This is a genomic window from Echinicola shivajiensis (assembly GCF_018642165.1).
Lineage (GTDB): Bacteria > Bacteroidota > Bacteroidia > Cytophagales > Cyclobacteriaceae > Echinicola > Echinicola shivajiensis.
Genome location: NZ_JAHHZM010000019.1, coordinates 17175 through 40237, shown reverse-complemented (window position 1 = coordinate 40237; position 23063 = coordinate 17175). Strand labels below are relative to the sequence as shown.

Annotated in this window: 21 protein-coding genes; 12 read left to right on the top strand and 9 right to left on the bottom strand. The window is 39.2% G+C overall.

Annotation, left to right across the window (positions count from 1 at the left end; genetic code table 11):
• Positions 1–8: 8 nt before the first annotated feature.
• The 4 genes from KMW37_RS20385 to rfbC form a co-directional block, all read right to left on the bottom strand.
• The gene (locus KMW37_RS20385; RefSeq protein WP_215226491.1) at positions 9–1415 is read right to left on the bottom strand and encodes a tetratricopeptide repeat protein; all 1407 of its coding nucleotides are present in this window, start codon (positions 1413–1415) and stop codon (positions 9–11) included.
• A 122-nt stretch (positions 1416–1537) separates the two neighbouring features.
• A complete protein-coding gene (locus KMW37_RS20380; RefSeq protein ID WP_215226490.1) occupies positions 1538–2497 on the bottom strand; it encodes an SDR family NAD(P)-dependent oxidoreductase in 960 nt (319 codons plus the stop codon).
• Positions 2494–3234: a tyrosine-protein phosphatase gene (locus tag KMW37_RS20375; RefSeq protein WP_215226489.1), complete on the bottom strand. Its 741-nt coding sequence runs from the start codon at positions 3232–3234 to the stop codon at positions 2494–2496. The genes KMW37_RS20380 and KMW37_RS20375 overlap by 4 nt, the downstream gene beginning before the upstream one ends.
• A 2-nt stretch (positions 3235–3236) precedes the next feature.
• Positions 3237–3788 carry a dTDP-4-dehydrorhamnose 3,5-epimerase gene (gene rfbC, locus KMW37_RS20370; protein ID WP_215226488.1) on the bottom strand — a complete coding sequence of 184 codons (552 nt, stop codon included), beginning with the start codon at positions 3786–3788 and terminating at the stop codon, positions 3237–3239.
• Between the two features lie 236 nt (positions 3789–4024).
• On the opposite strand from rfbC, the gene hflX reads away from it, so the two are divergent.
• Together hflX and mtgA are read left to right on the top strand one after the other, a co-directional pair.
• On the top strand, positions 4025–5305 hold the full coding sequence (gene hflX / locus KMW37_RS20365; protein ID WP_215226487.1) for a GTPase HflX: 1281 nt from the start codon (positions 4025–4027) through the stop codon (positions 5303–5305).
• Between the two features lie 95 nt (positions 5306–5400).
• On the top strand, positions 5401–6087 hold the full coding sequence (mtgA, locus tag KMW37_RS20360; RefSeq protein ID WP_215226486.1) for a monofunctional biosynthetic peptidoglycan transglycosylase: 687 nt from the start codon (positions 5401–5403) through the stop codon (positions 6085–6087).
• Positions 6088–6298: 211 nt separating this feature from the next.
• Here mtgA and recF read toward each other — a convergent pair whose 3' ends face one another.
• The gene (recF, locus tag KMW37_RS20355) at positions 6299–7417 is read right to left on the bottom strand and encodes a DNA replication/repair protein RecF (RefSeq protein ID WP_215226485.1); all 1119 of its coding nucleotides are present in this window, start codon (positions 7415–7417) and stop codon (positions 6299–6301) included.
• A gap of 232 nt (positions 7418–7649) precedes the next feature.
• Here recF and KMW37_RS20350 point away from each other — a divergent pair, with 232 nt between their 5' ends.
• From KMW37_RS20350 to KMW37_RS20315, 8 genes are all read left to right on the top strand, one after another.
• The gene (locus KMW37_RS20350; protein WP_215226484.1) at positions 7650–8657 is read left to right on the top strand and encodes a glycoside hydrolase family 43 protein; all 1008 of its coding nucleotides are present in this window, start codon (positions 7650–7652) and stop codon (positions 8655–8657) included.
• Positions 8658–8842: 185 nt separating this feature from the next.
• Complete coding sequence (gene pdhA / locus KMW37_RS20345; RefSeq protein ID WP_215226483.1) at positions 8843–9865, top strand: pyruvate dehydrogenase (acetyl-transferring) E1 component subunit alpha; 1023 nt, start codon at positions 8843–8845, stop codon at positions 9863–9865.
• Between the two features lie 122 nt (positions 9866–9987).
• Positions 9988–10704: a tetratricopeptide repeat protein gene (locus tag KMW37_RS20340; protein ID WP_215226482.1), complete on the top strand. Its 717-nt coding sequence runs from the start codon at positions 9988–9990 to the stop codon at positions 10702–10704.
• A 95-nt stretch (positions 10705–10799) separates the two neighbouring features.
• Positions 10800–11276: a 6,7-dimethyl-8-ribityllumazine synthase gene (gene ribH, locus KMW37_RS20335; RefSeq protein ID WP_215226481.1), complete on the top strand. Its 477-nt coding sequence runs from the start codon at positions 10800–10802 to the stop codon at positions 11274–11276.
• Between the two features lie 44 nt (positions 11277–11320).
• Positions 11321–12640: an aspartate kinase gene (locus KMW37_RS20330; protein WP_215226480.1), complete on the top strand. Its 1320-nt coding sequence runs from the start codon at positions 11321–11323 to the stop codon at positions 12638–12640.
• Positions 12641–12814: 174 nt separating this feature from the next.
• Positions 12815–14545: a M14 family zinc carboxypeptidase gene (locus KMW37_RS20325; protein ID WP_215226479.1), complete on the top strand. Its 1731-nt coding sequence runs from the start codon at positions 12815–12817 to the stop codon at positions 14543–14545.
• Between the two features lie 7 nt (positions 14546–14552).
• Complete coding sequence (locus tag KMW37_RS20320; RefSeq protein ID WP_215226478.1) at positions 14553–14876, top strand: DUF6787 family protein; 324 nt, start codon at positions 14553–14555, stop codon at positions 14874–14876.
• Between the two features lie 123 nt (positions 14877–14999).
• Positions 15000–16787 carry an ABC transporter ATP-binding protein gene (locus tag KMW37_RS20315; protein WP_215226477.1) on the top strand — a complete coding sequence of 596 codons (1788 nt, stop codon included), beginning with the start codon at positions 15000–15002 and terminating at the stop codon, positions 16785–16787.
• Positions 16788–16829: 42 nt separating this feature from the next.
• Here the strand turns inward: KMW37_RS20315 and KMW37_RS20310 are convergent, their stop codons facing one another.
• From KMW37_RS20310 to KMW37_RS20300, 3 genes are all read right to left on the bottom strand, one after another.
• A complete protein-coding gene (locus tag KMW37_RS20310) occupies positions 16830–17600 on the bottom strand; it encodes a LytR/AlgR family response regulator transcription factor (protein ID WP_215226476.1) in 771 nt (256 codons plus the stop codon).
• Between the two features lie 41 nt (positions 17601–17641).
• Positions 17642–18499 (bottom strand): carboxylating nicotinate-nucleotide diphosphorylase, encoded by an 858-nt coding sequence (nadC, locus tag KMW37_RS20305; protein ID WP_215226475.1) that lies wholly within the window; start codon positions 18497–18499, stop codon positions 17642–17644.
• Positions 18500–18589: 90 nt separating this feature from the next.
• Positions 18590–18997 carry a DUF4783 domain-containing protein gene (locus tag KMW37_RS20300; protein WP_215226474.1) on the bottom strand — a complete coding sequence of 136 codons (408 nt, stop codon included), beginning with the start codon at positions 18995–18997 and terminating at the stop codon, positions 18590–18592.
• 193 nt (positions 18998–19190) lie between these two features.
• On the opposite strand from KMW37_RS20300, the gene gpmI reads away from it, so the two are divergent.
• Complete coding sequence (gpmI, locus tag KMW37_RS20295) at positions 19191–20714, top strand: 2,3-bisphosphoglycerate-independent phosphoglycerate mutase (RefSeq protein ID WP_215226473.1); 1524 nt, start codon at positions 19191–19193, stop codon at positions 20712–20714.
• Positions 20715–20720: 6 nt separating this feature from the next.
• Complete coding sequence (locus KMW37_RS20290; RefSeq protein WP_246581584.1) at positions 20721–21287, top strand: hypothetical protein; 567 nt, start codon at positions 20721–20723, stop codon at positions 21285–21287.
• A 71-nt stretch (positions 21288–21358) separates the two neighbouring features.
• On the opposite strand, the gene KMW37_RS20285 is transcribed toward KMW37_RS20290, so the two are convergent.
• Positions 21359–22888: a sodium:proton antiporter gene (locus KMW37_RS20285; protein WP_215226472.1), complete on the bottom strand. Its 1530-nt coding sequence runs from the start codon at positions 22886–22888 to the stop codon at positions 21359–21361.
• Positions 22889–23063: the final 175 nt, after the last annotated feature.

The window sequence follows — 23063 nt, the reverse complement described above, 5'->3', positions numbered from 1 at the left end:
TATTCGGCTTATAATCCTTCTTTGTATTGAGCGATGATCTTGTATATGGCTTTCTGATGCTTTACTTCAGGCATCAGTTCATATAGCAGCTCATGTCGTTCAAAATCCAAAGTTAATGCATTTTCTAAATATGAAAAGGCTTCTTTGTATTTACCTGTTTTTATTAGATAAACTACTAGTCGATAATAGAGTTCCGATTCTTCGGGAAGTTCGTCCATTCCTTCCTTAAGGACATCTATGGCTTCTTCGAAACGGTTTTGATCAAAATAAATGATGGAGAGGTTAATATAGGTTTCCATTAGCCCAGGTTCTAGGTTAATGGCTTCTTCATATGCTTCTGAACTGGATTGTAAGTTGCCCAAGTGATATTCAGCATCAGCCAGACCTACCCAATAATTGGCATTTACAGCAGATATTTTCAGGGCCTTTTTGAAATAATGGATGGCCTCAAAATATTTGTCCTTTTTGAGCATGCACATGCCGAGCCCAAACCAGGCATCATCATATTCAGGATCCAGTTTGGCTGATTTCTTGAAATATTTGAAAGCCTGGTCTATTTGGTCCAGTTTTTCATAGGCTGCTGCCAAATAACAACAATTCTCTGAATTGGCTCCCTCACAGTTGATGGTGTTTTGATAAGCCTCCAGTGCTTTTTCATATTGCTTGGTGTTCATTAGGGCATTGCCCATATTGAAATAAGCGGAAGCAAAGGACTCATCAATGATCAAGGCATAATCATAGGCCTTGATAGCTTCTTCGAAGCGGCCAAGGCGGTTATAGACTACCCCAAGGTTATACCATGCGCCTGCGCTATAAGGATCCTGATCAATAAAGTCTTGGTAAAACTGTAGGATTTCATCAAATGAGCCTTCTTCCTCCGTAATCATGGCCAATTGGAATAATGCATCCTCATGGTTGATTTTCAGCTTTACTGCTTCTTTATAGTTGTAGATGGCCTTTTCATTATTGTTTTCGGCCCGGTAAAAATTTCCCAGTGAATAGTGTACCTCTGCTTTGTCTTCAGCCATTGGTAGGAAGTCCTCCAATATCTGAATAGCCTCTTTAATGTTTCCGTTGAGCAATAGGCCATTGGATAGCGCCAAAATGATTTCCTCATTATTGGGTGAAAGGTTGTTGAGGTTCTCCAGCATCTCCAGTCCTTCTTCCAGCTCATCATTGAAGATCAGACATTGTCCGTGAAGTAATTTTATTTCCAAAGAAAAGGGAAATCTCTCCAGGGCAATTTGACTGGCTTTAAGGGCCCTTTTGAATTTTTGTGTGTCAAAATAGAAACGGATAATGTCTTCCAGTTCCTCTTCATCAAAGAAGAGATCTAGATTAGCCTTTAGGGAGTTCTCAAACCGCTCTACCAATGCTCTTTCTTCTTCCCTATCGTGTTCAAAATCTCCAGTCATGCGCGTCGTTTTGAATTTAAATTTAAGATACCAATTAAATTGGTAGCACAAATAGCCAATGAAAATATTTTTTGACTTTTTTGATCTAAATACTTGATAATATTCGATCTAACGAAATTGAATTATTTTTCGTTCAATGCCCATCTAAAGGTGTCTTTTAGTTCAGAGAACTGGAAATCTAATGTTGACTTGATTTTTGTATTGTCAAATTTTATTTGCTGCTGCGCCAATTGGCCTGTTTGCCTGTTGATGATACTTTTTTTGCCAAATAAACCCGAGATTTTGCTCAACAGGCTTGCGACAGGAATCATCGCATCTTTTATTGGGATATTAGGAGCCTTTTTGTTCATTACCTCAGCCATTTCCATGAAAAATCGCTGATAGGCTAGAGATTCATTGTTTAGGATAAATCGCTCTCCCCATTGTCCCTTTTGGAATAACTGCAGGCTGATTTTGGCTGCATCTCGCACATCTATATAATTGATGTCTCCCAGGGGATAGAAAGAACTTTGCTTATTGATGTAATCATATAGCCCTGTACTGCTACTTCTCTCCTTCATTTTGGCCAATAAAATGGAAGGGTTGAGGACTATGGCTTCTAGGCCTTCCTGTACTCCACGCCAAACTTCCAGTTCCGCAAAATACTTGGAAATGGAATAAGGGGTGTTCCAAGGAGAGTCTATCCATTTATGGTTTTCATCAATGACCTTTTGTTCAGGGTTTCTTCCAATAGCGGCTACTGAACTTACATGTATGATCTTTTTGATACCTTGGCTCAACATCACATTGACCACATTGGTAGTGCCTTCATGGTTCACTTTCAACAGCTTTTCTTTGTCTTTATTGTCAAACGATACCAAGCCCGCGGAATGAATGATCAGGTCCATCCCCTCAAATGCCTCCTCCAATGACTGGTAATCATTGATGTCTCCATCATGCCAAATGATTTTTTTAGCCAATTGTCCCAATTGATCCGTTTTACTTTCGGGCCTTTTTAATCCATGGATTTCACCTTCTCCAAAAAACTCTTTGGCAAGGTAACTGCCAAAAAGACCTGTGATGCCGGTAATTAATATTTTCATAATTGGGTATTGGCTATTTTTGAAGCTCTTAATTTTTCATAATACTTGCTTGCGGTCAAATCCTCTAAACTGTCCAAGTAGCGGTGATTGTGACAGTCAGTTCCAACAAATTTAACAGCATTTCTGTCAATTAGTTTCTCAGCAAGTACTTTGACGGGTTTGGAATAGTAACCAGTGAGGGAAAGTAAATTGATTTGGAAGGTTACAGCTTTGTCTATCAATGAATCTAATAATTTGTGGTCTTGATGGAGATAGAGATATCTTTCTGGATGGGCAAATATGGGCTTGTAGCCCTTGGTTTCCAAGGCGAAAAGGGTTTCTTGGAGCATTCTTGGTTTATTGATGAATCCTGTTTCTAGAAGGATATAATTATCACCAAATGTGAGAAGAGGTTCTCCATTATTGATTTTCTCCATGAATACCTCGTCCAAGTAATATTCAGCAGCTGCTTCAATCTCTATGTCTATACCTTCTTTAATTAAGGCGGCTTGTAGTTTTTCAAGTCCTTCTGAGATGATTTCAGGGGTGTTTTTGTAAAATTCCGTCATCACATGTGGGGTGGTGATGAGTTTTCTCAAGCCGAAATTTTTGAGCCTTTTGATCAAGGCAACCGATTCATCCAAAGTTTTGGAACCATCGTCAATTCCAGGGATAAGATGTGAGTGCATATCTACTCCCATCCAATCCAAGGATAAAGGTTCCGTTTTCTTATTTTTGAATAAATCGAGTAATCCCATATTTACAAACCTCCTCCAGTTTGTTGTTTAAATTCTTCTAAAGTGGGCAATAATAGGTCCTTTTCAGAAATGATCGGAGAGCTTACCATCCAGTCAATATCCAAAGATTCATCGTTCCAGATGATTCCTCCTTCACTTTCTTTATTGTAAAAATTGGAGCATTTATAAGAAAACACCGCATCTTCCAAAACTGAAAAGCCATGGGCAAAACCTTCTGGGACATATAATAAATTGTGCTGAGCACTGTCCAAGATCACACCATGGTATTGCCCAAATGTAGGGGAGTCCTTTCTAAGATCTACAGCTACATCATAAACCTTACCTGTTATCACCCTTACGAGTTTGCCCTGCGCAGAAGGAGCATGCTGAAAATGTAAGCCTCTAACAGTCCCTGCTACTGAAAAAGATTGGTTATCCTGTACCCAATTAGTATTTATGCCTTTCTCGGCCAATATATCTTCCCTGTAAGTTTCCAAGAAATAACCCCTGGCGTCGTTGAAAACCTTTGGGTAAATTTCGTATACATCCTGAATAGGTGTACTTCTTATTTCCATGATTAAAATAGTCAATTAACTTTAGCAAGCTGTAAATTTCCATTCTTTCTCTTTAGTAGACTAATTTTAAACAAAATAATTTAGAGATTTGTTGGGAATGGAAAAGGGATTTTTGTTGTTATACCTCCCCTAAGGGACAAATCCAAAACAATTTAGATTAACTAATTATTTTAAATGGTTCTGGTAAATGTTAAATTATAATACATAAAATTGCAGTACTTATAGAAGTATACTGAATGAGTAAATATACAAGAAAATTAAAAAAACTGATAGACACCGCTCCAGTGGAGGAAACGGCTGTTTTGGTCGCCTTGATCAGGCAAAACCAATCAGAACATGAAGTAGAGGAACATTTGGACGAGCTGGCCTTTTTGACAGAGACCTTGGGTGCCAAGGAGGTGTACCGATTTACTCAGCGATTGGAAAAACCAGACGTGAGAAGTTTTGTTGGTTCAGGTAAGCTGGAGGAAATCCAGGCTTATATCAAGCATTTTGAGGTGGATATGGTAATATTTGATGATGACCTTTCCCCTTCTCAAATGAGGAATTTGGAAAATGAGCTTAAGGTCAAGGTTTATGACCGCTCCCTATTGATTTTGGATATCTTCCTCAACAGGGCCCAAACTGCCCAGGCCAAGACCCAGGTGGAACTGGCCCGTTTCCAATACCTTTTGCCAAGATTGACGAGGATGTGGACTCACCTGGAACGTCAGCGAGGTGGTACTTCCACCCGGGGTGGTGCCGGTGAGAAAGAGATTGAGACTGATAAAAGGATGATCCGGAACCAGATTACCTTGCTCAAAGAAAAGTTAAGAAAAATAGAAAAGCAGGGCGAGACCCAACGAAAGGGCAGAAAAGGTATCGTTCGTGTGGCATTAGTAGGATATACCAATGTGGGAAAAAGTACCTTGATGAACTTGGTGACCAAGTCTGAGGTTCTGGCTGAAAATAAGCTTTTTGCTACAGTGGACTCTACCGTTCGTAAGGTCGTATTGGATCAAATTCCATTTTTGCTTTCCGATACAGTTGGGTTTATCAGAAAACTCCCTACACACCTTATAGAATCTTTTAAGTCCACCTTGATGGAGATTCAGGAAGCAGATGTGTTGGTGCATGTGGTGGATATCTCTCACCCTAGTTTTGAAGACCATATTTCAGTGGTAAACCAGACCTTAAATGAGCTGGGTGCTGGAGATAAGCCTGTCTTACTGGTTTTCAATAAAGTTGATTTGGTGCCGAAAATGCCTTCTGAGGAAGAGTTGATGCATATGACAGAATTGGAAGTGGAGGAAGCCAATTTTTTAGATCTAGAAAAGCTTAAAAAAGTTTATTTCAAGAAAACAGGAATTGAACCTGTGTTTATGGCGGCGCAGGATGGTACCAATATTGAAGGTTTCAGAAAGAGCCTTACAGAAGAGGTGAAAAAGCAGCATTTGAGGATTTATCCTCATTACCTAGCAGCAGAGACCTATGATCTTTCTCAATTTGAAAATTTAGAAGAAGGTGATGAAAACTGATGCCTGAAGGCATTGGTTTTCATTTTTTATTTGAAGTTATTTTTTTAATAACTTGATATCAGGATCTTAAATTAGTTTGGGGCATTCTTGATTGTATGAAGAGATTATTTCGATTTTTAGTTAAGATCATACTTTGGTTCTTTATTATATCCATTGGATTGACGGTAATCTACCGATTTGTCCCGGTTTTTATCACTCCTTTAATGATCATTAGACTGGTAGAACAGTCAAAAGATGAAAAAAGGGAGATGAAACTTGAGAAGACGTGGGTACCTATAGGCGAAATATCTAAGCACATGGTTCAGGCAGTAGTGGCTTCTGAAGACCAAAAATTTTTGGAGCATTCAGGTTTTGATTTGGAGGCTATTGAGGAAGCATTAAAGGAAAATGAATCAGGGAAGCGCCTTAGAGGAGGTAGTACCATTTCCAATCAGACAGCAAAAAATGTCTTTTTATGGCCTGGAAGAAATTACCTAAGAAAGGGTTTGGAGGCCTACTTTACAGTTTTGATAGAACTGATTTGGTCCAAAGAGCGAATCATGGAAGTCTATCTCAATGTCATAGAAGTAGGCGATGGCGTTTATGGTGTAGAAGCGGCTGCTCAAAAGTATTATAATAAGCCAGCTGCCCAACTTAACAGAAACGAAGCCGCCATGATTGCAGCCATTTTACCCAATCCACAGCTTTGGTCTCCTGCCCGACCAACTGCCTATAATTATAAGCGGCAGTCCTGGATACTAAGAAATATGAATAATTTGAAGCCTGTTGGTTTTGGCAAATAACAGGCTAGATTTTGGACGATAGATAAAAGACAAAGTCTAAGATCTTTATTCTTGGGTTTGCGCCTTAATTTCAATGAGTTCTTGTGAAGAGAATCGATTAGACAACAGCTAAAAGCTCAGATTTTACCATAACAGAGCGAAGCTGTCGCGACAACATAGATATAGGGTGTTAAATGTCGGCTATAAAGCGAAGGTTAAAAGTCTTTTGTCTTTAATCTAGCGTCTTTTGTCTTATTTTAATGTTTCCTTTTTCAATATCAAAATAAGCAATATCTGCATCGATATTCTTTAAGATATTGATGGTTCGCTCTGGTCTAGCGTCAGTAATAAAGAGTTGACCAAATTCATGGTTAGCCACCAATTCCATCATCTTGCTAATTCTATAGTCATCAAGTTTGTCAAAGATATCGTCCAGGAGAAGAATTGGTTTGGTTCCTGTTTCTTCCTTGAATACCTGAAACTGCGCAAGCTTTAAAGCTATCACGAAGGACTTTTGCTGTCCTTGGGAGCCGAACTTTTTTAAGGGATAACCATCAATCTGGAAAACGAAATCATCTTTGTGGATACCTACATTGGTTCGTTTGAGGATGAGGTCTTTTTGAATACTGTTATAAAACTGCTTTTCAAAATCATCTGCAGCGCATTGGCTCTCATAGCGGATTTCCACAGCTTCACGCTGGCCTGAAATCTCGGCATAATGATGTAGCAAATAAGGCTCAAATCGTTCGATAAAGACTTTTCGTTCTTCGTGGATCCATTTGGATAAATTGATCAGCTCCAAGTCATAGGGTTCTAGAATGCTTTTATCCCGGCTGTTGTGCTCTGCCAATTGTTTGATCAGGGCATTTCTCTGTTTTAGAAAATGCTGATAGCGCACCAGATTGGAGAGATAGTTCTTGTCCAGTTGCGACAGTAAGCTGTCAAAAAACTTTCTTCTTTCCTCACTTCCCTCTTTGATCAAAGCCGTGTCATCCGGAGCTATAAGGACAACCGGCAATAAACCGATATGCTCGCTCATCTTATCGTAGGCCTTTGCATTATTGAGGATTTGTTTTTTCTTCTTGGCCTCCAAGATGCATTGGATTTCTATGTACTTGCCTGCTTTTTCAAATGACCCTTTCATGGAAAAGAAGCTTTGTTCATGCTGGATATTCTGCATATCCACCGAATTAAAAGCACTTTTTGTTAGGCACATATAGTGGATAGCATCTAGCAGGTTGGTTTTGCCACTGCCATTGATACCTAAGAAGCAGTTGATTTCCTCCGAAAAAGTCACCTTGGCCTTGGGGTAGTTCTTGAATTGTATCAGTTGAAGGCTTTTTAGGTGCATGGAGTAAATATTCTTTAAAGTTCAATATACAAATGTAAGGAGAAGGATATTTTTTGAAAGAGAATATTTAATAGTAATAATTTATAAGGACTTGATAGGGGTGTATGTTAATCAGTTTGGTAGCTGGTAACAAAGTTCTTTTTACTAAAAACTTTTTAAATGTAAAAAATACACTAAATTTACAGCTGACCATTGAGAATGGTGAATTTACAATGACAAACAAAATAACCCCATGAATTATCTGCAAAAGTTGTGCATGGCCTTGATGATGGCTACTGCATTTTCCAGCTCTTTATTCGCCCAAGAATTGTCTTTTAATAATCCTATTGCAGAACAGCGAGCGGATCCCTGGATTTACAAAAATGAGGATGGGACGTATTATTTAATCGCCACAGTGCCTGAATATGACCGCATAGTCATCAGGAAATCCGAGAGCATTAATGGGCTTAAGCAAGCCAGTGAAAAAGAGGTTTGGCACAAACATGAACAAGGTGTAATGGGACACCATATCTGGGCTCCTGAATTGCATCGGATAGATGGGAAATGGTATATCTATTTTGCAGCAGGTGAAGCGGAAAATATCTGGAATATACGAATGTGGGCATTATCGAATGCATCAGAGGATCCCACAGAAGGAGAATGGGAAGAAGAGGGCAGGATAATGACAGATATAGATTCTTTTTCACTTGATGCCACAACATTTGAACATAATGGTAAGCGATATATGATCTGGGCGCAAAATGTGCGTGGTGGTGAACATGGTACTGGTCTGGTCATGTCAGAAATGCAGGATCCAACTACTTTAAAAGGTCCCGAATTGGTGCTGACAGAACCGGAGTTTGATTGGGAAAGAGTAAAATATAATGTCAATGAAGGACCGGCTGTCCTGAAAAGAAACGGGAAAATTTTTGTCACTTATTCTGCAAGTGCCACCAATGAGAATTATTGTATGGGGCTATTATGGATTGATGAAAACGCAGATTTGTTAGATATAAATAACTGGAATAAGTCCCCAGGCCCAGTATTCTATTCCAATGAAGATTTGGACAGGTATGGCCCAGGACACAACTCTTTTACAACCGCTGAAGATGGAGAAACAGTCATAATGATTTACCACGCTCGTGATTATAAAGATATCCAGGGACATGAATTATCGGATCCAAATAGGGCTACGAGGGCCCGTATAATTGATTGGACACCAAGTGGATTTCCTGATTTTATGCAAAAGAAAGGAGATTAGCCTATAACCTTAGGAGTTTATAAAATTCAAATTGCCAAGAGCTTATACACTTTTCTTCGAAAGTGAATTTGAAAAGAGCTTCTTATTTCCCCAATTCCTTTTCCAGAATCATAAAAGACTTTGTTAATCAGTGAATACTTATTTATATTTGAGCCCCGAAAAATGCATATTTTATAAATAACGATATGGCGAAAAAGAGTTCGACAACCACTAAATCCAAAGTAAAATACTCCAAAGATACCTATGCATATTGGTATGAGAGCATGTTGCTCATGAGGAGATTTGAAGAAAAAGCTGGTCAATTATACGGCCAACAAAAAATCAGAGGTTTTTGTCACCTATACATAGGACAGGAAGCTTGTGCTGCAGGTGCAATTACAGCTCTTGATAAAGACGATAAGTGGATTACTGCTTACCGTGATCACGCTCATCCACTAGGGTTGGGCACTGACCCAGGAGCAGTAATGGCAGAACTTTATGGAAAAGCTACTGGTACTACCAAGGGTAAAGGTGGTTCTATGCACATCTTCGATAAAGAAAGAAACTTTATGGGAGGTCATGGAATCGTTGGTGCTCAGGTGCCTATGGGTCTAGGAATCGGTTTTGCCGAAAAATATAAAGGCACTAAGAACCTATGTATTTGTCATATGGGTGATGGTGCTGTTAGACAAGGGGCCGTTCATGAGGCTTTTAACTTGGCTATGCTTTATAAAACCCCTGTAATCTTTGTAATCGAAAACAACGGTTATGCAATGGGTACTTCAGTGAAGCGTTCTTCAAATGTAGATGATCTTTCTACTATTGGTGAATCTTATGATATGCCATCTTTTGCCGTTGATGGGATGAACGTTGAAGAAGTTCATGAAGCTGTTTCTGAAGCAGCTGAAAGAGCAAGAAAAGGTGATGGACCTACCCTTTTGGAATTCAGGACTTACCGATATAAAGGTCACTCAATGTCTGATCCGCAAAAATACAGGACCCGTGAAGAGGTAGAGTCTTATAAGGCAAAGGATCCAATCGAGCAGGTTAAAAAGACCATCGTAGATAATGCTATTCTTTCTGAAGACGAAATCAAGGAAATCGATGCAAGAGTGAAAAAGCAAGTGACTGATGCTGTTAAATTTGCGGAAGAATCTCCATGGCCTGACGGACAAAAAGCATTTGAAGATGTTTACATGCAAGAGGATTATCCTTTTGTAATGGAATAAACTAAGATATTATTAAGAAGTCAGCCTTTAGCATGAATAATCTTATTCATTTGGCTGACTTTTTTTATGATAGTTTGCGAATAAACTAAAACCGTTATATTTGCGACTGAAATTTTATAATAATGGTTAAGAAAGAGATAAAAAAGGGGCCAGCTCAAGAAGAACATAATGAGCTACTTGAAAACCCAGAAGCGATTGCTGAAAGTTTAGGTAGAGGAGAGGTTTTCTTGAAAAAGAATTCTCGAGTGGTAGGTGGAATACTGATAGCAGGGATCATAGTGATCGCAGGTATTTTGTATTTCCAGTTCAATACCGCCAATAAAGACAAGAAGGCTCAAGGAGATATGTTCCAGGCAGTTTATTATTTCGAGCAGGATAGCTTGGATTATGCTTTGAATGGCGATGGAGTAAATGACGGCTTCTTGAAGATTATAGATGAATATAGTGGTACCAATGCTGCTAACTTAGCACAATTTTACACTGGTGCTATTTATCTTCAGAATGGCGAGTTTCAAAAAGCCGTTGACCATTTAGAAGAATTTTCATCTGAAGATTTCTTTGTGCAAGCTAAAGCTTACTCTCTTTTGGGAGATGCATATGTTGAGTTAGACAATATCAACAGTGCCATCACAGCTTATGAAAAAGCAGTTAGCTATAAAGAAAACAAATTCTTTACGCCTATTTACCTGAATAAATTGGCCATTGCTTATGAAGCAGCTGGTCAGCTGGATAAGGCGATAAGTGCTTATGGGAAAATTGAAAGCAATTACCCTGAGTCATACGAATACACTTTGGCACGAAAGCACAAGGCTCGCTTAGAGGGTCTTGCTTCGAATTAATGCCTATAGGATTACAGCATATTGAAGAGTAAGGCCCAAAAGGTCTTACTTTTTTTGTGTTTATACATTAAAGAATAAGTTTAATAAATATAAAGATGGCAACTTCACTTAAAAACTTAAGCCAGCATTCAGGCAAAAATATCCAGGATATTAGTGATAAAAGATTCGGAATCGTCGTTTCTGAATGGAACGAAGAGGTAACGGAATCGCTATATGAAGGTGCAATAGAGACTTTGCGGTCTCATGGTGCCAAAAAAGAGAACATCTATCGTAAAAATGTTCCGGGTTCTTTTGAGCTTACACTGGCTGCCCAATGGATGGCTGAGGTAGAAGAGATTGATGCGGTAATCTGCCTAGGTTGCGTGATCCAAGGAGAAACTAAGCATTTCGATTTTATTTGTGATGCGGTGGCCCATGGGATCACCAATGTTGGATTAAAATATAATAAGCCAGTGATTTTTGGGGTACTGACCCCTAATACCCATCAGCAAGCTTTGGATAGAGCTGGAGGGAAGCATGGAAATAAAGGTGATGAAGCTGCTATTACTGCTATTAAAATGCTTGGCTTCTAATTGCCCAAGGACAAAACAAACCATTAACATACATTAATACTCCTATGAGAATCATGAAGTTTGGGGGTACCTCTGTAGGTAAACCCGAAAGAATGCATCAGGTAAAAGACCTGATCACCAGAACTAGTGAAAGGAAAATTGTCGTTTTATCGGCCCTTTCTGGTACAACAAATGCCTTGGTAGGTATCGGCGATGCACTTGCAGAAGGAAAGAAGGATTTGGCTAAGGAGCGTATCGACGCCTTACATGCACATTACCTAGAGTTTTACAAACAACTTCTGGAAACTGAAGCCGGTCAGAAAAAGGCTGAGAAAATCATTAAGGAGCATTTTGAGTTTTTGAACATCATCCTCAAAATTTCTTTTAACGAGGCAATTAATCGTGATATCTTAGCTCAAGGTGAACTTTTGTCTACTAAATTGTTCTACACCCTTTTAGAAGAGAAAGATATTCCTGCCATCTTTTTGCCTGCTCTGGAGTTTATGAGCATTGATGAAAACAATGAGCCGGAGTTGAGTAAAATAAGTGATAGGCTGAAGTCAATCCTTAAGAATTACGAAAAGGATGCAATTTTTGTAACTCAAGGATATATCTGTAAAAACCATAGAAACGAGGTGGATAACCTCAAAAGAGGAGGTAGTGATTATACTGCTTCTCTTATCGGGGCTGCTATCAAGGCCAGTGTGGTGGAAATCTGGACAGACATCGATGGAATGCACAATAATGATCCAAGGGTTGTGGACAAAACCCGTCCTATTGCCCAGTTGTCATTTGATGAGGCTGCTGAGTTGGCTTATTTTGGAGCTAAGATCCTTCATCCTGCATCTATCTGGCCAGCGCAGAATTATAATATCCCTGTGAAATTGTTGAATACAATGGAGCCGGAAGCAGCAGGAACTACAATTACCGCTGAGGAAACCGGAAAAGGTGTTAAGGCCATTGCTGCTAAGGATGGAATCATAGCGGTGAAAATCAAATCCAGCCGTATGTTGCTTGCTTATGGTTTCTTGAGAAAGGTGTTTGAAATTTTTGAAAAGTACAAAACGCCAATCGATATGATTACCACTTCAGAAGTGGCAGTTTCTGTAACCATCGATGATGATTCACATTTGAAGGACATTGTCCTTGAGTTGGAGAAATTTGGAAATACTGAGGTAGACTATGGCCAAACCATCATCTGCGTAGCTGGAAATATGATTGCTGAAAATACCGGTATGGTGAAAGAGGTAATGGATGCTTTGGTGGACTTCCCATTAAGAATGGTTTCTTATGGTGGCAGCCGTAACAATGTCTCCATCCTTATAGATACTAAATATAAAAATGAGGCCCTGCAACGACTCAATGATGAGTTGTTCCAGTGGTAATAAAATTCAAAAGCCATCCGCCTAGGCGGATGGCTTTTGAATTTATAATAGTATATCATAGCCCCTTCAAAAAAACTTTGGATTTTTTTGAACCCGTCCCATTGATGAAAAAAGCAATAAGCTTCCTTACAGATTGTTTATCTTGCGACAAAATTTGAAATTGAATCAGCCCGTATGAACAAATTCACCCTTTTTACATTTTTGATGGCCTTTGCTTTACAAGCTTTTGCCCAAGGTCAATATATTACCCAATTCGAGCAATCTGGCGGAACGCAAACGCCCGAATATGAACAAATTATCAGTTATTATCAGGTCTTAGCTAATGATTTTGAAGATGTTGAAATCAAAGCTATGGGGCCAACAGATTCTGGTAAGCCTTTGCATTTGGTGATTTATGATCCAAAAAGGGATTTCAACCCGGACAAGTGGAAGTCAGATGGTCGTTTGGTAGTTTTTGTCAATAATGGCATTCATCCAGGAGAGCCAATGGGGATAGATGCTTCCATGATGTATTTGAGGGATTTGCTATTGGGTAAAGAGTCATGGTCTGAGGATATGGTTCTAGCTTTGATACCTGTTTACAATATTGGTGGTCATCTTAACAGAAACTCCACTACTCGTGTCAATCAAGAGGGACCTGAAGAACATGGTTTCAGAGGGAATGCCCAAAATTATGATTTGAATAGGGATTTTATCAAAACGGATACAAAGAATTCCGCAAGTTTTCAGGAAATTTTTCAATGGTTGTCTCCCCATGTTTTTCTGGATAACCATACCAGTAATGGAGCCGATTACCAGCATGTGATGACCCTGATCGAAACCCAACATAATATGTTAGGTGGTGAGGCAGGTAAGTATATGCATGAAGTGCTAACTCCTGGTTTATTCAGTGAGATGAAGAAAAGGGATTTTCCATTGGTACCCTATGTAAATGTCTGGGGTGATGTTCCAGAAAAAGGATGGAACCAATTTAAGGATTCTCCTAGATACAGCAGCGGATATACTTCCTTGTTTCATACCATCTCTTATGTACCTGAGGCGCATATGCTCAAAACTTACAAACAAAGGGTGGAAAGTATGTATGCCCTATATCAATCCTATTTCACTATATTGGAAAGAGATGCTGAAATGGTGGTAAAGTCTGTAGAGGCAGATAGAAAAGCTGATATAAGTAAGGAAACGTTTGATTTTAATTATCAGCTTCTGAGCGAAAACCCTGTTAAGATTGAGTTTTTAGGATTTAAGTCAGGATATAAGCCGAGTAAAGTTTCTGGAAAGGATAGATTGTATTATGACAGAAGCCAACCTTATGAAATAGAGGTGGATTATTATGATACCTATAGGCCAAGTCTAAATATAAAAAAGCCAAAAGCCTACTTGATTCCACAAGGATGGCTAAAAGTAATAGAGAACTTGAAACGTAATAAAGTGAAGATGCATGCTTTGCAGTCTGATACTACCATGACTTTACAGGTATATCAGATTGAAGATTTCAAAACTTTGTCCAGTCCATATGAAGGACATTACCTTCATTCTGATATCAAGGTGAAGAAAGTGGAGAAAACCATTAAGCTGAGAGCTGGTGACTGGTATGTTCCTATGGAGCAGGAAGCCAACGGTTATATTATGGAGGTTTTAGAGCCGGAAGCTGAAGACAGCTTTTTTGCTTGGAATTATTTTGATACCATAATCCAATCCAAAGAAGGATATTCTGCTTATGTTTTTGAAGACTTAGCTGCAAAATTCTTGGAAGAAAATCCGGAGGTAAGAATTGCACTGGAAAAGAAAAAGTCGGAAGATGCCGAATTTGCCAATAATGGTTCTGCCCAGCTAATGTGGGTTTATAAACATTCTCCGTGGAAAGAAGACGCACATATGCAATATCCAATATTCCGGTTGGAATAAATAGAATATGAACCAACAAAGCTATCTAAAACGACTACAGAAAAAATGGCAATTGAAAAGCCTTGGGCAAGTGCTGCTGGTATTATTGGTGTTTGCCTGTACGGGCTTGACAGTAGTATTCATCAAACAGCCTATATTTGATTTCCTTGGAGTGAACATGGAGTCTGGCGGGGTCTGGAAAACCCTTTTGTACTTGTTGCTAGTTTTGCCACTTTACCAAATCATGCTGTTGTTTTATGGTTTTTTGTTCGGGCAGTTTAGCTTCTTTTGGGAAAAAGAGAAAGAAATATTCCAAAGATTAAGGAAGCTGTTCATCCGTAACCATCCTTAAAGCGTAGGTTAAGCGGGGAAAGCACCTATGAAGGCCGTTTTCTTTTGATCTACTGAACTTTATCAATTGTAAACCAAATCATGTACATTTGTAGCCGCAAATGTACAAGCACCTGACCAAATTATGGCAAAGAAGAAAAAAGCGCTGGAAGAACACGAAAAGAGAAAGCTGAATAAGAAGAACCTACGTAAGCTGATAGGTATATTTAATTTTGTTTTGCCCTATAAGGGGGTATTTATAATAGGCTTGTTTTTCCTATTGTTTTCCAGCTTGACCTTATTGGCATTTCCCTATGTGGCCGGTAAGTTGATTGATACAGCTCAGGGCAAGGAGTGGATATTCAATGATATTAATATCATCGCATTGGTATTGATAGGGATATTGTTTGTCCAGAGTGTGTTTTCCTTTTTTAGGGTATGGTTGTTCGCGCAGGTAAGTGAAAAGTCAATGCGTGATATCAGGTTGTCACTGTACAGCAGGTTGGTGAATTTACCCATGAGCTTTTTTGATAAAAGGAGGACTGGGGAGCTGATCAGTCGGATTACTTCAGATGTAAGTTTATTGCAAGATACCTTCTCTACTACCCTTGCGGAATTGTTCCGTCAGATAGTGACGCTGCTGGCTGGTACGGTTTTTCTTTTTGTAACTACTCCTAGGTTGACCTTGTTTATGCTGGCGACTTTCCCGGTGTTGGTTATCATCGCCATGGTGTTTGGGAAGTTTATCCGTAAGCTATCTAAGGAAACCCAGGATCAATTGGCCAATGCCAATGTAATCGTTGAAGAAACTCTTCAATCTATTACTACCGTGAAATCCTTCGCAGGGGAAGCTTATGAGTCTGCCAGATATGAAAAGGGATTGAATAAGGTGGTCAAAGTGGCTTTGAAAGCAGCAGGATTTAGAGGGGCTTTTATTTCCTTTATCATATTCGCATTATTTGGAGGTATAGTAGCAGTGATGTGGTATGGTGCCATGATGGTAAGTACAGGTGCCATGAGTATTGGGGATTTAGTTTCCTTTGTGCTTTACACTACTTTTATTGGAGGTTCCATTGCAGGGCTTGGGGATATTTATGGGCAGGTTCAAAAGGCTATTGGTTCGTCAGAACGAGTACTAGAAATCTTGGAGGAAGCTCCAGAAGAGTCTTTGGCAGATTATCAGGATGCTAGTATTATCGGAGATGTGGAATTCAATAATGTTAGCTTTAATTACCCGACCCGACCAGATGCTTCGGTGTTGAACAATATCCAATTGTCCATTAGGTCAGGAGAAAAAATAGCCTTGGCAGGTCATTCTGGAGCGGGTAAGTCAACTATTATCCAGCTGTTGATGAAGTTCTATTCGATTCGTTTTGGGGAGATCAAGATTGATGGGAAGCCCATTCAGGACTGGAATTTGAAGCAACTTCGTTCCAATATTGGGATTGTTCCTCAGGAGGTATTGTTATTTGGTGGAAGTATTAGGGAGAATATAGCCTATGCAAAGCCCGAGGCCAGTGAAGAGGAGATCATTTCTGCAGCGAAGAAGGCCAATGCTTGGCAATTTATCGGCAAGTTCCCGGAAGGTTTGGATACCATGGTGGGTGAGCGCGGAGTAAAATTGTCAGGAGGTCAAAGGCAAAGGATTGCCATAGCAAGGGCGATATTGAAAGATCCATCCATTTTAATTTTGGATGAGGCTACCTCTTCATTGGATGCAGAATCCGAGGCTTTAGTTCAGGAAGCATTGGATGAACTGATGAAAAATAGGACAACCATTGTTATTGCTCATAGGCTGGCTACTATTAGAAAGGTGGATAGGATTTATGTCCTGAAGGATGGTGAAATAGTTGAAGAAGGAAATCATGAGGCCTTGGCGGCCCAAGAAGGAGGTTTTTATGCCAATCTGGTCAAATTGCAGTTTGCAGACTAGGAGCTGAAAAATAGAAATAAAAAAAGCCAGTAAGTATGATGCTTACTGGCTTACCCATTTTTTAAATTTGCTTACTTTTTCTCTGCTGACGATAATATCACTCTCGAATGGAACTTTAGGAATAATTCTTAGCCTACTGTTAAGGTGTTTTTTAATGGTATCTATTGTTTCAATATTCAAAATAATGCTTCTGTTGATTCTGAAAAATTGGGCTGGGTCGAGTTGATCCTCCAGATCCATCAATTTATAACTGATGTGGTACTGGTTTCCAGATCCCAATTCCACCAAATAGGTTTGCCCTTGATCCGCAAGGAAAAAAGCCACGTCATTTTGGTTCTTGTAAAAAAGCTGTTCTCCAGATTTTACCAAAAATCTTGATTTCTGATGGTTAGCCCCAGTCACTCCTAGAATTTGCTTGCTGAAATGTAATTTGTTGTTTGAGCGGTACAATGATTTGAATTTCTCAAAAGACCTCGAGAGGCGCGCGTCAGAGGGATTGTCGTTGATAAAATCCAGACAGTTGAGGGAGAAAGCCTTTTCCGTGACAAATGGTTTGGAAGAGGTGAATATCACCGGGATAAACTTATTCATTTTCTCGAAAGCATAAGGATGCAAATCAATCAGTTCATAGCTTCCTAAGATCAAGTCCACCCTATTTCCGGCCTCCAAATAATGGATAGCTTCTTCCCATGAAGGCAGGACCTCCATGGTTTTGGCCTCTACGCAAGCCTGATGGATATGGTGGCTAAGTCTATAGCCTTCCTCAGGTTTGTGAATGACCAAACAATGGATGAAATGATTTTTTGCTTCCATATACAGTTTTTACCGATAGTTTTTCCGTTATAAAAAAGGGATCAATAGGCTTTTAGACTAATATCCAGACTTTTTACGTGATGAGTAAGGGCTCCAACAGAAATAAAATCTACGCCACATTCTGCTACTCCCTTTAAGGTATCTTCGGTGATGCCTCCTGAAGCCTCAGTTGCAACTTTGCCATTTATAAGACTAACGGCCTTCCTCATCTCATCGTTGCCCATATTATCGAGCATGATTACATCGACTCCTCCTACAGATAGAACTTCTTTTACTTCCTCAAGATTCCGGGTTTCTACCTCGATTTTCAAATCAAGCAGATTTTCCTTTAAATATTGCTTGGTAGAGGCTATGGCCGCTGCTATGCCGCCTGCAAAGTCAATATGGTTATCCTTGAGCATAACCATATCATAAAGAGCAAAGCGGTGATTCTCTCCTCCCCCAATGGCTACTGCCCACTTTTCTAACATTCTGAAGTTAGGAGTTGTTTTCCTAGTGTCCAATAATTTGGCATTGGTATGGGAAATTAATTGACAGAGTTGATTGGTCTTGGTAGCGATACCGCTCATGCGCTGCATGCAGTTCAGTACCAAGCGTTCTGTGGTAAGAATGGAGGCCGCTTTTCCAGCTACTGTAAGGCCAATGTCTCCTTTTTTTGCCTGTTGGCCATCTTCCATCAAAAGTTTTACCTCTAGGTCAGCGTCATAAGAGTGAAAGATCATTTCCGCTAGTTTTAAGCCGGCAATAATCCCTTCTTCTTTGATGATTAACTGTGCCCTACCCATTTGACCTTTGGGTATGGAGGCCAAGGTGGAGTGATCACCTTCTCCAACATCTTCTTTAAAAGCGGATTGGATAAATGCCTCTAAATTTTCCTGAGTTAAGTAATTTTCTTTCACGTTGTAAAAATAAGAAAATTCAGGAAAGCAGCCTTTTTTAGGCTCAATCTTGGTGATAAAAAGATACTCGGAAGTATTTAGGAATATAATTTACTCCTTATTGAAGTCCATGGAGTAAATCCTGATATTGTCATCTTTCAATTTACACTTGATCAGGGTTCTGAAATTTCCGTGCGAGCTTTGATAGCTTCCTATATAATAAAGAATTTGGGATCCCGATTTTCCTTTATGTACAATGTCAAATTCTTCTGGAGGAAATTTTTTGAAGAAATCCCTAAGAATCAACTCAGCTTGGTTTTTGGAGTAGTCTCCCTCATTTCCATTAATGTTAAGTTCCACATTATTTTCGAACATAGCAGAGAGATCCCTACTTGATCCGGCTTTGAGTGAAATGCTTATACTTTTTTCATGGTCACTACTTTGCGCCCATGCAGGCTGAGTACTGGCCAGTATGGCAAACATAAAAATATAAAATGTATGCGTAATTAATTTTTTCATTATTAGACTTAGCTCAAATTTTAAGCCAAAATTTATGATTGGTTGGGTAACTGTTTGAAGTGAACAAAAAAAGGTATTTTTTGATAAAAATAGAAGAAAATGTTGTTTAAATCCTTTTAAAATCAGGGAATAGAAAAATGGCTTAAGCCGGAGGAATTTCCTATCATTGCATTTAAATCTTTATATTTGCCTTATGGATAAAAAAGTTTTATTAATGATTTTAGATGGTTGGGGCTTGGCCACCAATCCTGAAGTATCAGCTATAGACAAAGCGAATACACCATTTATTGACAGCCTTTTTGAAAAATACCCACATTCTAAATTAGAAGCATCTGGATTGGCAGTTGGTCTACCAGAGGGGCAGATGGGTAATTCTGAAGTAGGCCATATGAACATCGGTGCCGGCAGAGTTGTCTATCAAGATCTGGTAAAAATCAATAAGGCAGTTGACGAGGGTGACTTGAATGAAAACCCAGTGTTGAAAGAAGCTTTTGCAGTAGCAAAGAAAAAGGGTAAGAAAGTTCACTTTATCGGATTGGTTTCTGATGGTGGTGTCCATGCCCATGTTAAGCATCTTTTGGGACTTTGTGATGCTGCCAAAGCCAATGGGGTTGAAGAAGCTTATATCCATGCTTTTACTGATGGAAGAGATACTGACCCAAAGAGCGGTTTAGGATTCTTGGAGCAAGTACAGAACCATTGTGAAAACTCTTCTGGTAAGATAGCCTCTGTAATTGGTCGTTATTATGCCATGGATCGTGATAAGAGATGGGAAAGGGTGAAGTTGGCCTATGATGCGATGGTGTTGGGTGAAGGTGAAAAGTCTAAAGATATTCTTTCAGCGATTAGAAAATCCTATGCTAATGGAGTAACGGATGAGTTTATCCGTCCAATTGTTCATGTAGATGAAAAAGGTAATGCCATTGCCAAAATAGAAGATGGTGATGTGGTTATTTGCTTTAATTTCCGTACAGACCGAGGTAGAGAAATTACCCAGGTTTTGACCCAAGAGGATTTTGAAGATTATAAGATGAAGAAATTGGACCTTCATTATGTAACCTTTACCAATTATGACGAGACCTTCAAAGGTGTCAAGGTTATTTTTGAAAAAGACAATCTTAAAAATACCCTAGGTGAAGTTTTGGCAGCAAAGGGTAAAAAGCAAATCCGTATTGCCGAGACAGAAAAATATCCTCACGTAACCTTCTTTTTCTCAGGAGGCCGTGAAACTGAGTTTGATGGTGAATCCAGGATCCTTTGTAGCTCACCAAAAGTAGCTACTTATGATCTTCAGCCTGAAATGAGTGCTCACGAAATAGCGAAGAAAATAAACACTGAACTTGATAAGAAAGAAGCTGATTTTGTGTGTTTGAACTTTGCCAACGCTGATATGGTGGGGCATACCGGTGTGTTTGATGCTGCCGTAAAAGCTTGTGAAGCGGTGGACGAATGCGCCAGTTCTGTGATCAGTACTGCGCTGAAGAATGACTATTCAGTAATTGTGATTGCTGATCATGGGAATAGTGATTTGATGATCAATGAAGATGGTTCTCCAAATACTGCACATACAACGAACTTAGTGCCATGTATCATGGTTGATAAGAAGGACCGCCTAGAAGTGAAGGATGGCAAATTGGGAGATTTAGCTCCTACTATCCTTACGATGATAGGTGTGGACATTCCTGCAGATATGACAGGAGATGTTTTGCTAAAATAATTGATCTTGAAAAAACGATTTTCTATAGTATTGCTTAGTGGGCTGCTGCTCTCCTGTTCAGAAGGGGAAAAGCAGCCCTTGGCAAATCCGACCCAAATTGATAAATATTTTCCACTCAAGGATTTTGTAGAAGAACAGATCAATAGTCTTGATGGTCAAAAGGTAGGCAAACTCAGCTTGATCAATGGTGATGAGCAGACTTCTGAAGTGATTTTGGACAAGGATGCCTGGCGTAAGGAGCTGGATATATTTATTCAGTCAGATATCAATAAAGCAGCTAACTCTTCTTCCTACGAAACAATTGAAAAAGACGGTAAGCTCACTCATAGATTAAAAGAAGGGGCAAAAGGTTCCATTAAATTGATTGAGATAAGTTATGCGGAGGGAAGTGATAGAGTAAGCAGTATCTATTTTGAATCTGAGGAAGATAATATGTTTTATGAATCTTCAGCTGAGGGAGTATTGGAAATGAATGAGACTGGTGCTTTAGAGCAATATGAAGTTAGCGGATTTCAGAAAGTGTGGTTTTTGGAGCCAAATAAGATAAAAGTACAGGGAGAAGTGATTGACTAAGGTGTTTTGCTAACTCAATAAAAAAGGGGCTGAAACTTAAGTTTCAGCCCCTTTTTTATCTTCATCACCTATCAACTGAAAGCAAAGAAGATCAGCCAAACGATGATTAATATTGGAAGCAGTATAGGGATAGAGAAACGAATGATATATCCAAAGAATGAAGGCATTTTGATGCCACTTTGCTCTGCAATAGACTTTACCATAAAGTTAGGTCCGTTGCCTATATAGGTCATAGCTCCGAAGAATACAGCAGCTAAAGAGATTGCCATGAGTTCGAAAGCAGAATCATGATAGCCGTCCATGGCAAATTGTTTTACCATCTCCACGTTCGAAATAGAAGCTCCTTTAGAGGCCATGGCTGCAGCCAAAAAGTTGAGATAGGTAGGGGCATTGTCCAAAAAACCCGATAATAAACCTGTTCCCCAGTAAAGGGTATTATGAGTGATCAGCTCAGATCCTTCTGGCGATTTGGCAAAATTCCCTACCAATTGAAGTGCCGGCATCATGGTGCCAAAGATCCCTACGAATATATAGGCTACCTCCCTAATGGGTTCGAAATTGAATTCATTTCCTTTTATGGCCCTATCGTCAGCAAATTTGTATGAAAAGAAAGCCACGGAGAACATGATGATTTCCCTAATATAGGAGAATTTCATTCCGTCGTAATGTATGGCAGGAACCCAATCGATTACATTTGGATCCAAGAATACAGAGATGATTATGATCAGTAACCATAAGAAGTTTTTGTAACCTATCAATGACATTTTATTACTGTAGGTTACTTCTTCAATGGTTTCATTATCGTTAGCTCTTCCAAATTTGCGGTCGATGAAGTAGAATACTACAGAAAGGATCACTAAAGCAACAGTCCAAGCTGGCCAGTTATGATCCAATGTCCAGAAAAAAGGAATCCCTTTCAAGAAACCAAGGAAAAGTGGAGGGTCTCCAATAGGAGTCAATGAACCACCAATATTACTTACCATAAAAATAAAGAAGATGATATGATAAGCTTGGATATTGTGTTTGTTTAATCTGATAAATGGCCTGATCAAAAGCATTGAAGCTCCCGTCGTACCTATAAGGTTGGAAATGATGGCCCCTATGATCAGTAGAGATACATTGGCAAAAGGGGTTGACTTTTTATCTACTTTAATAAGAATACCTCCTGATGCTATATATAATGACGAAAGTAAGGCAATAAATTGTAGGTATTCGGCCAGTGCATGGATGGGTTGGTGGACGTCGTGTAATACGAATAGGTAATAGGCAACAACCAATGTGGCTAGAATAATAGCCACTTTTGGGTAATTATGATGCCAAAAGTGCTCATAAAATAGCGGTCCTGTGGCAATCATCAATAATAAAACTACAAATGGAATTACTAACCAAATTGGAGCCTGTCCATGCTCTCCCTCTTCCTCTCCGTGTTCTCCAGGCATTTCAGAGGCATGAACAGTGTCCGATGAGTGGCCTTGGTCTATTTGTTCATGGTCCTGTACTACTTCTGTTTTATGGTCATTATCAAGTGCCAGAACAGTGGGTATCCCCGTGTAAAATATGGCTCCCCAAATAATACCAAAAGCAATAATAATATTCTTCATTAAAATGAAATTAAATTTTTTCGTCTTCGTTTACGCTGATTTTATTTTGTTAAGTTTAAAGAATAGTTAGAAGGGTTTTGTTATGATCCCCCTAAACTACTCAATTTGCATTATACCCACCAAACAAAATTGGTATGGTCGGAATAAATTAACTTTGTGTTAATCTTTTTGACCT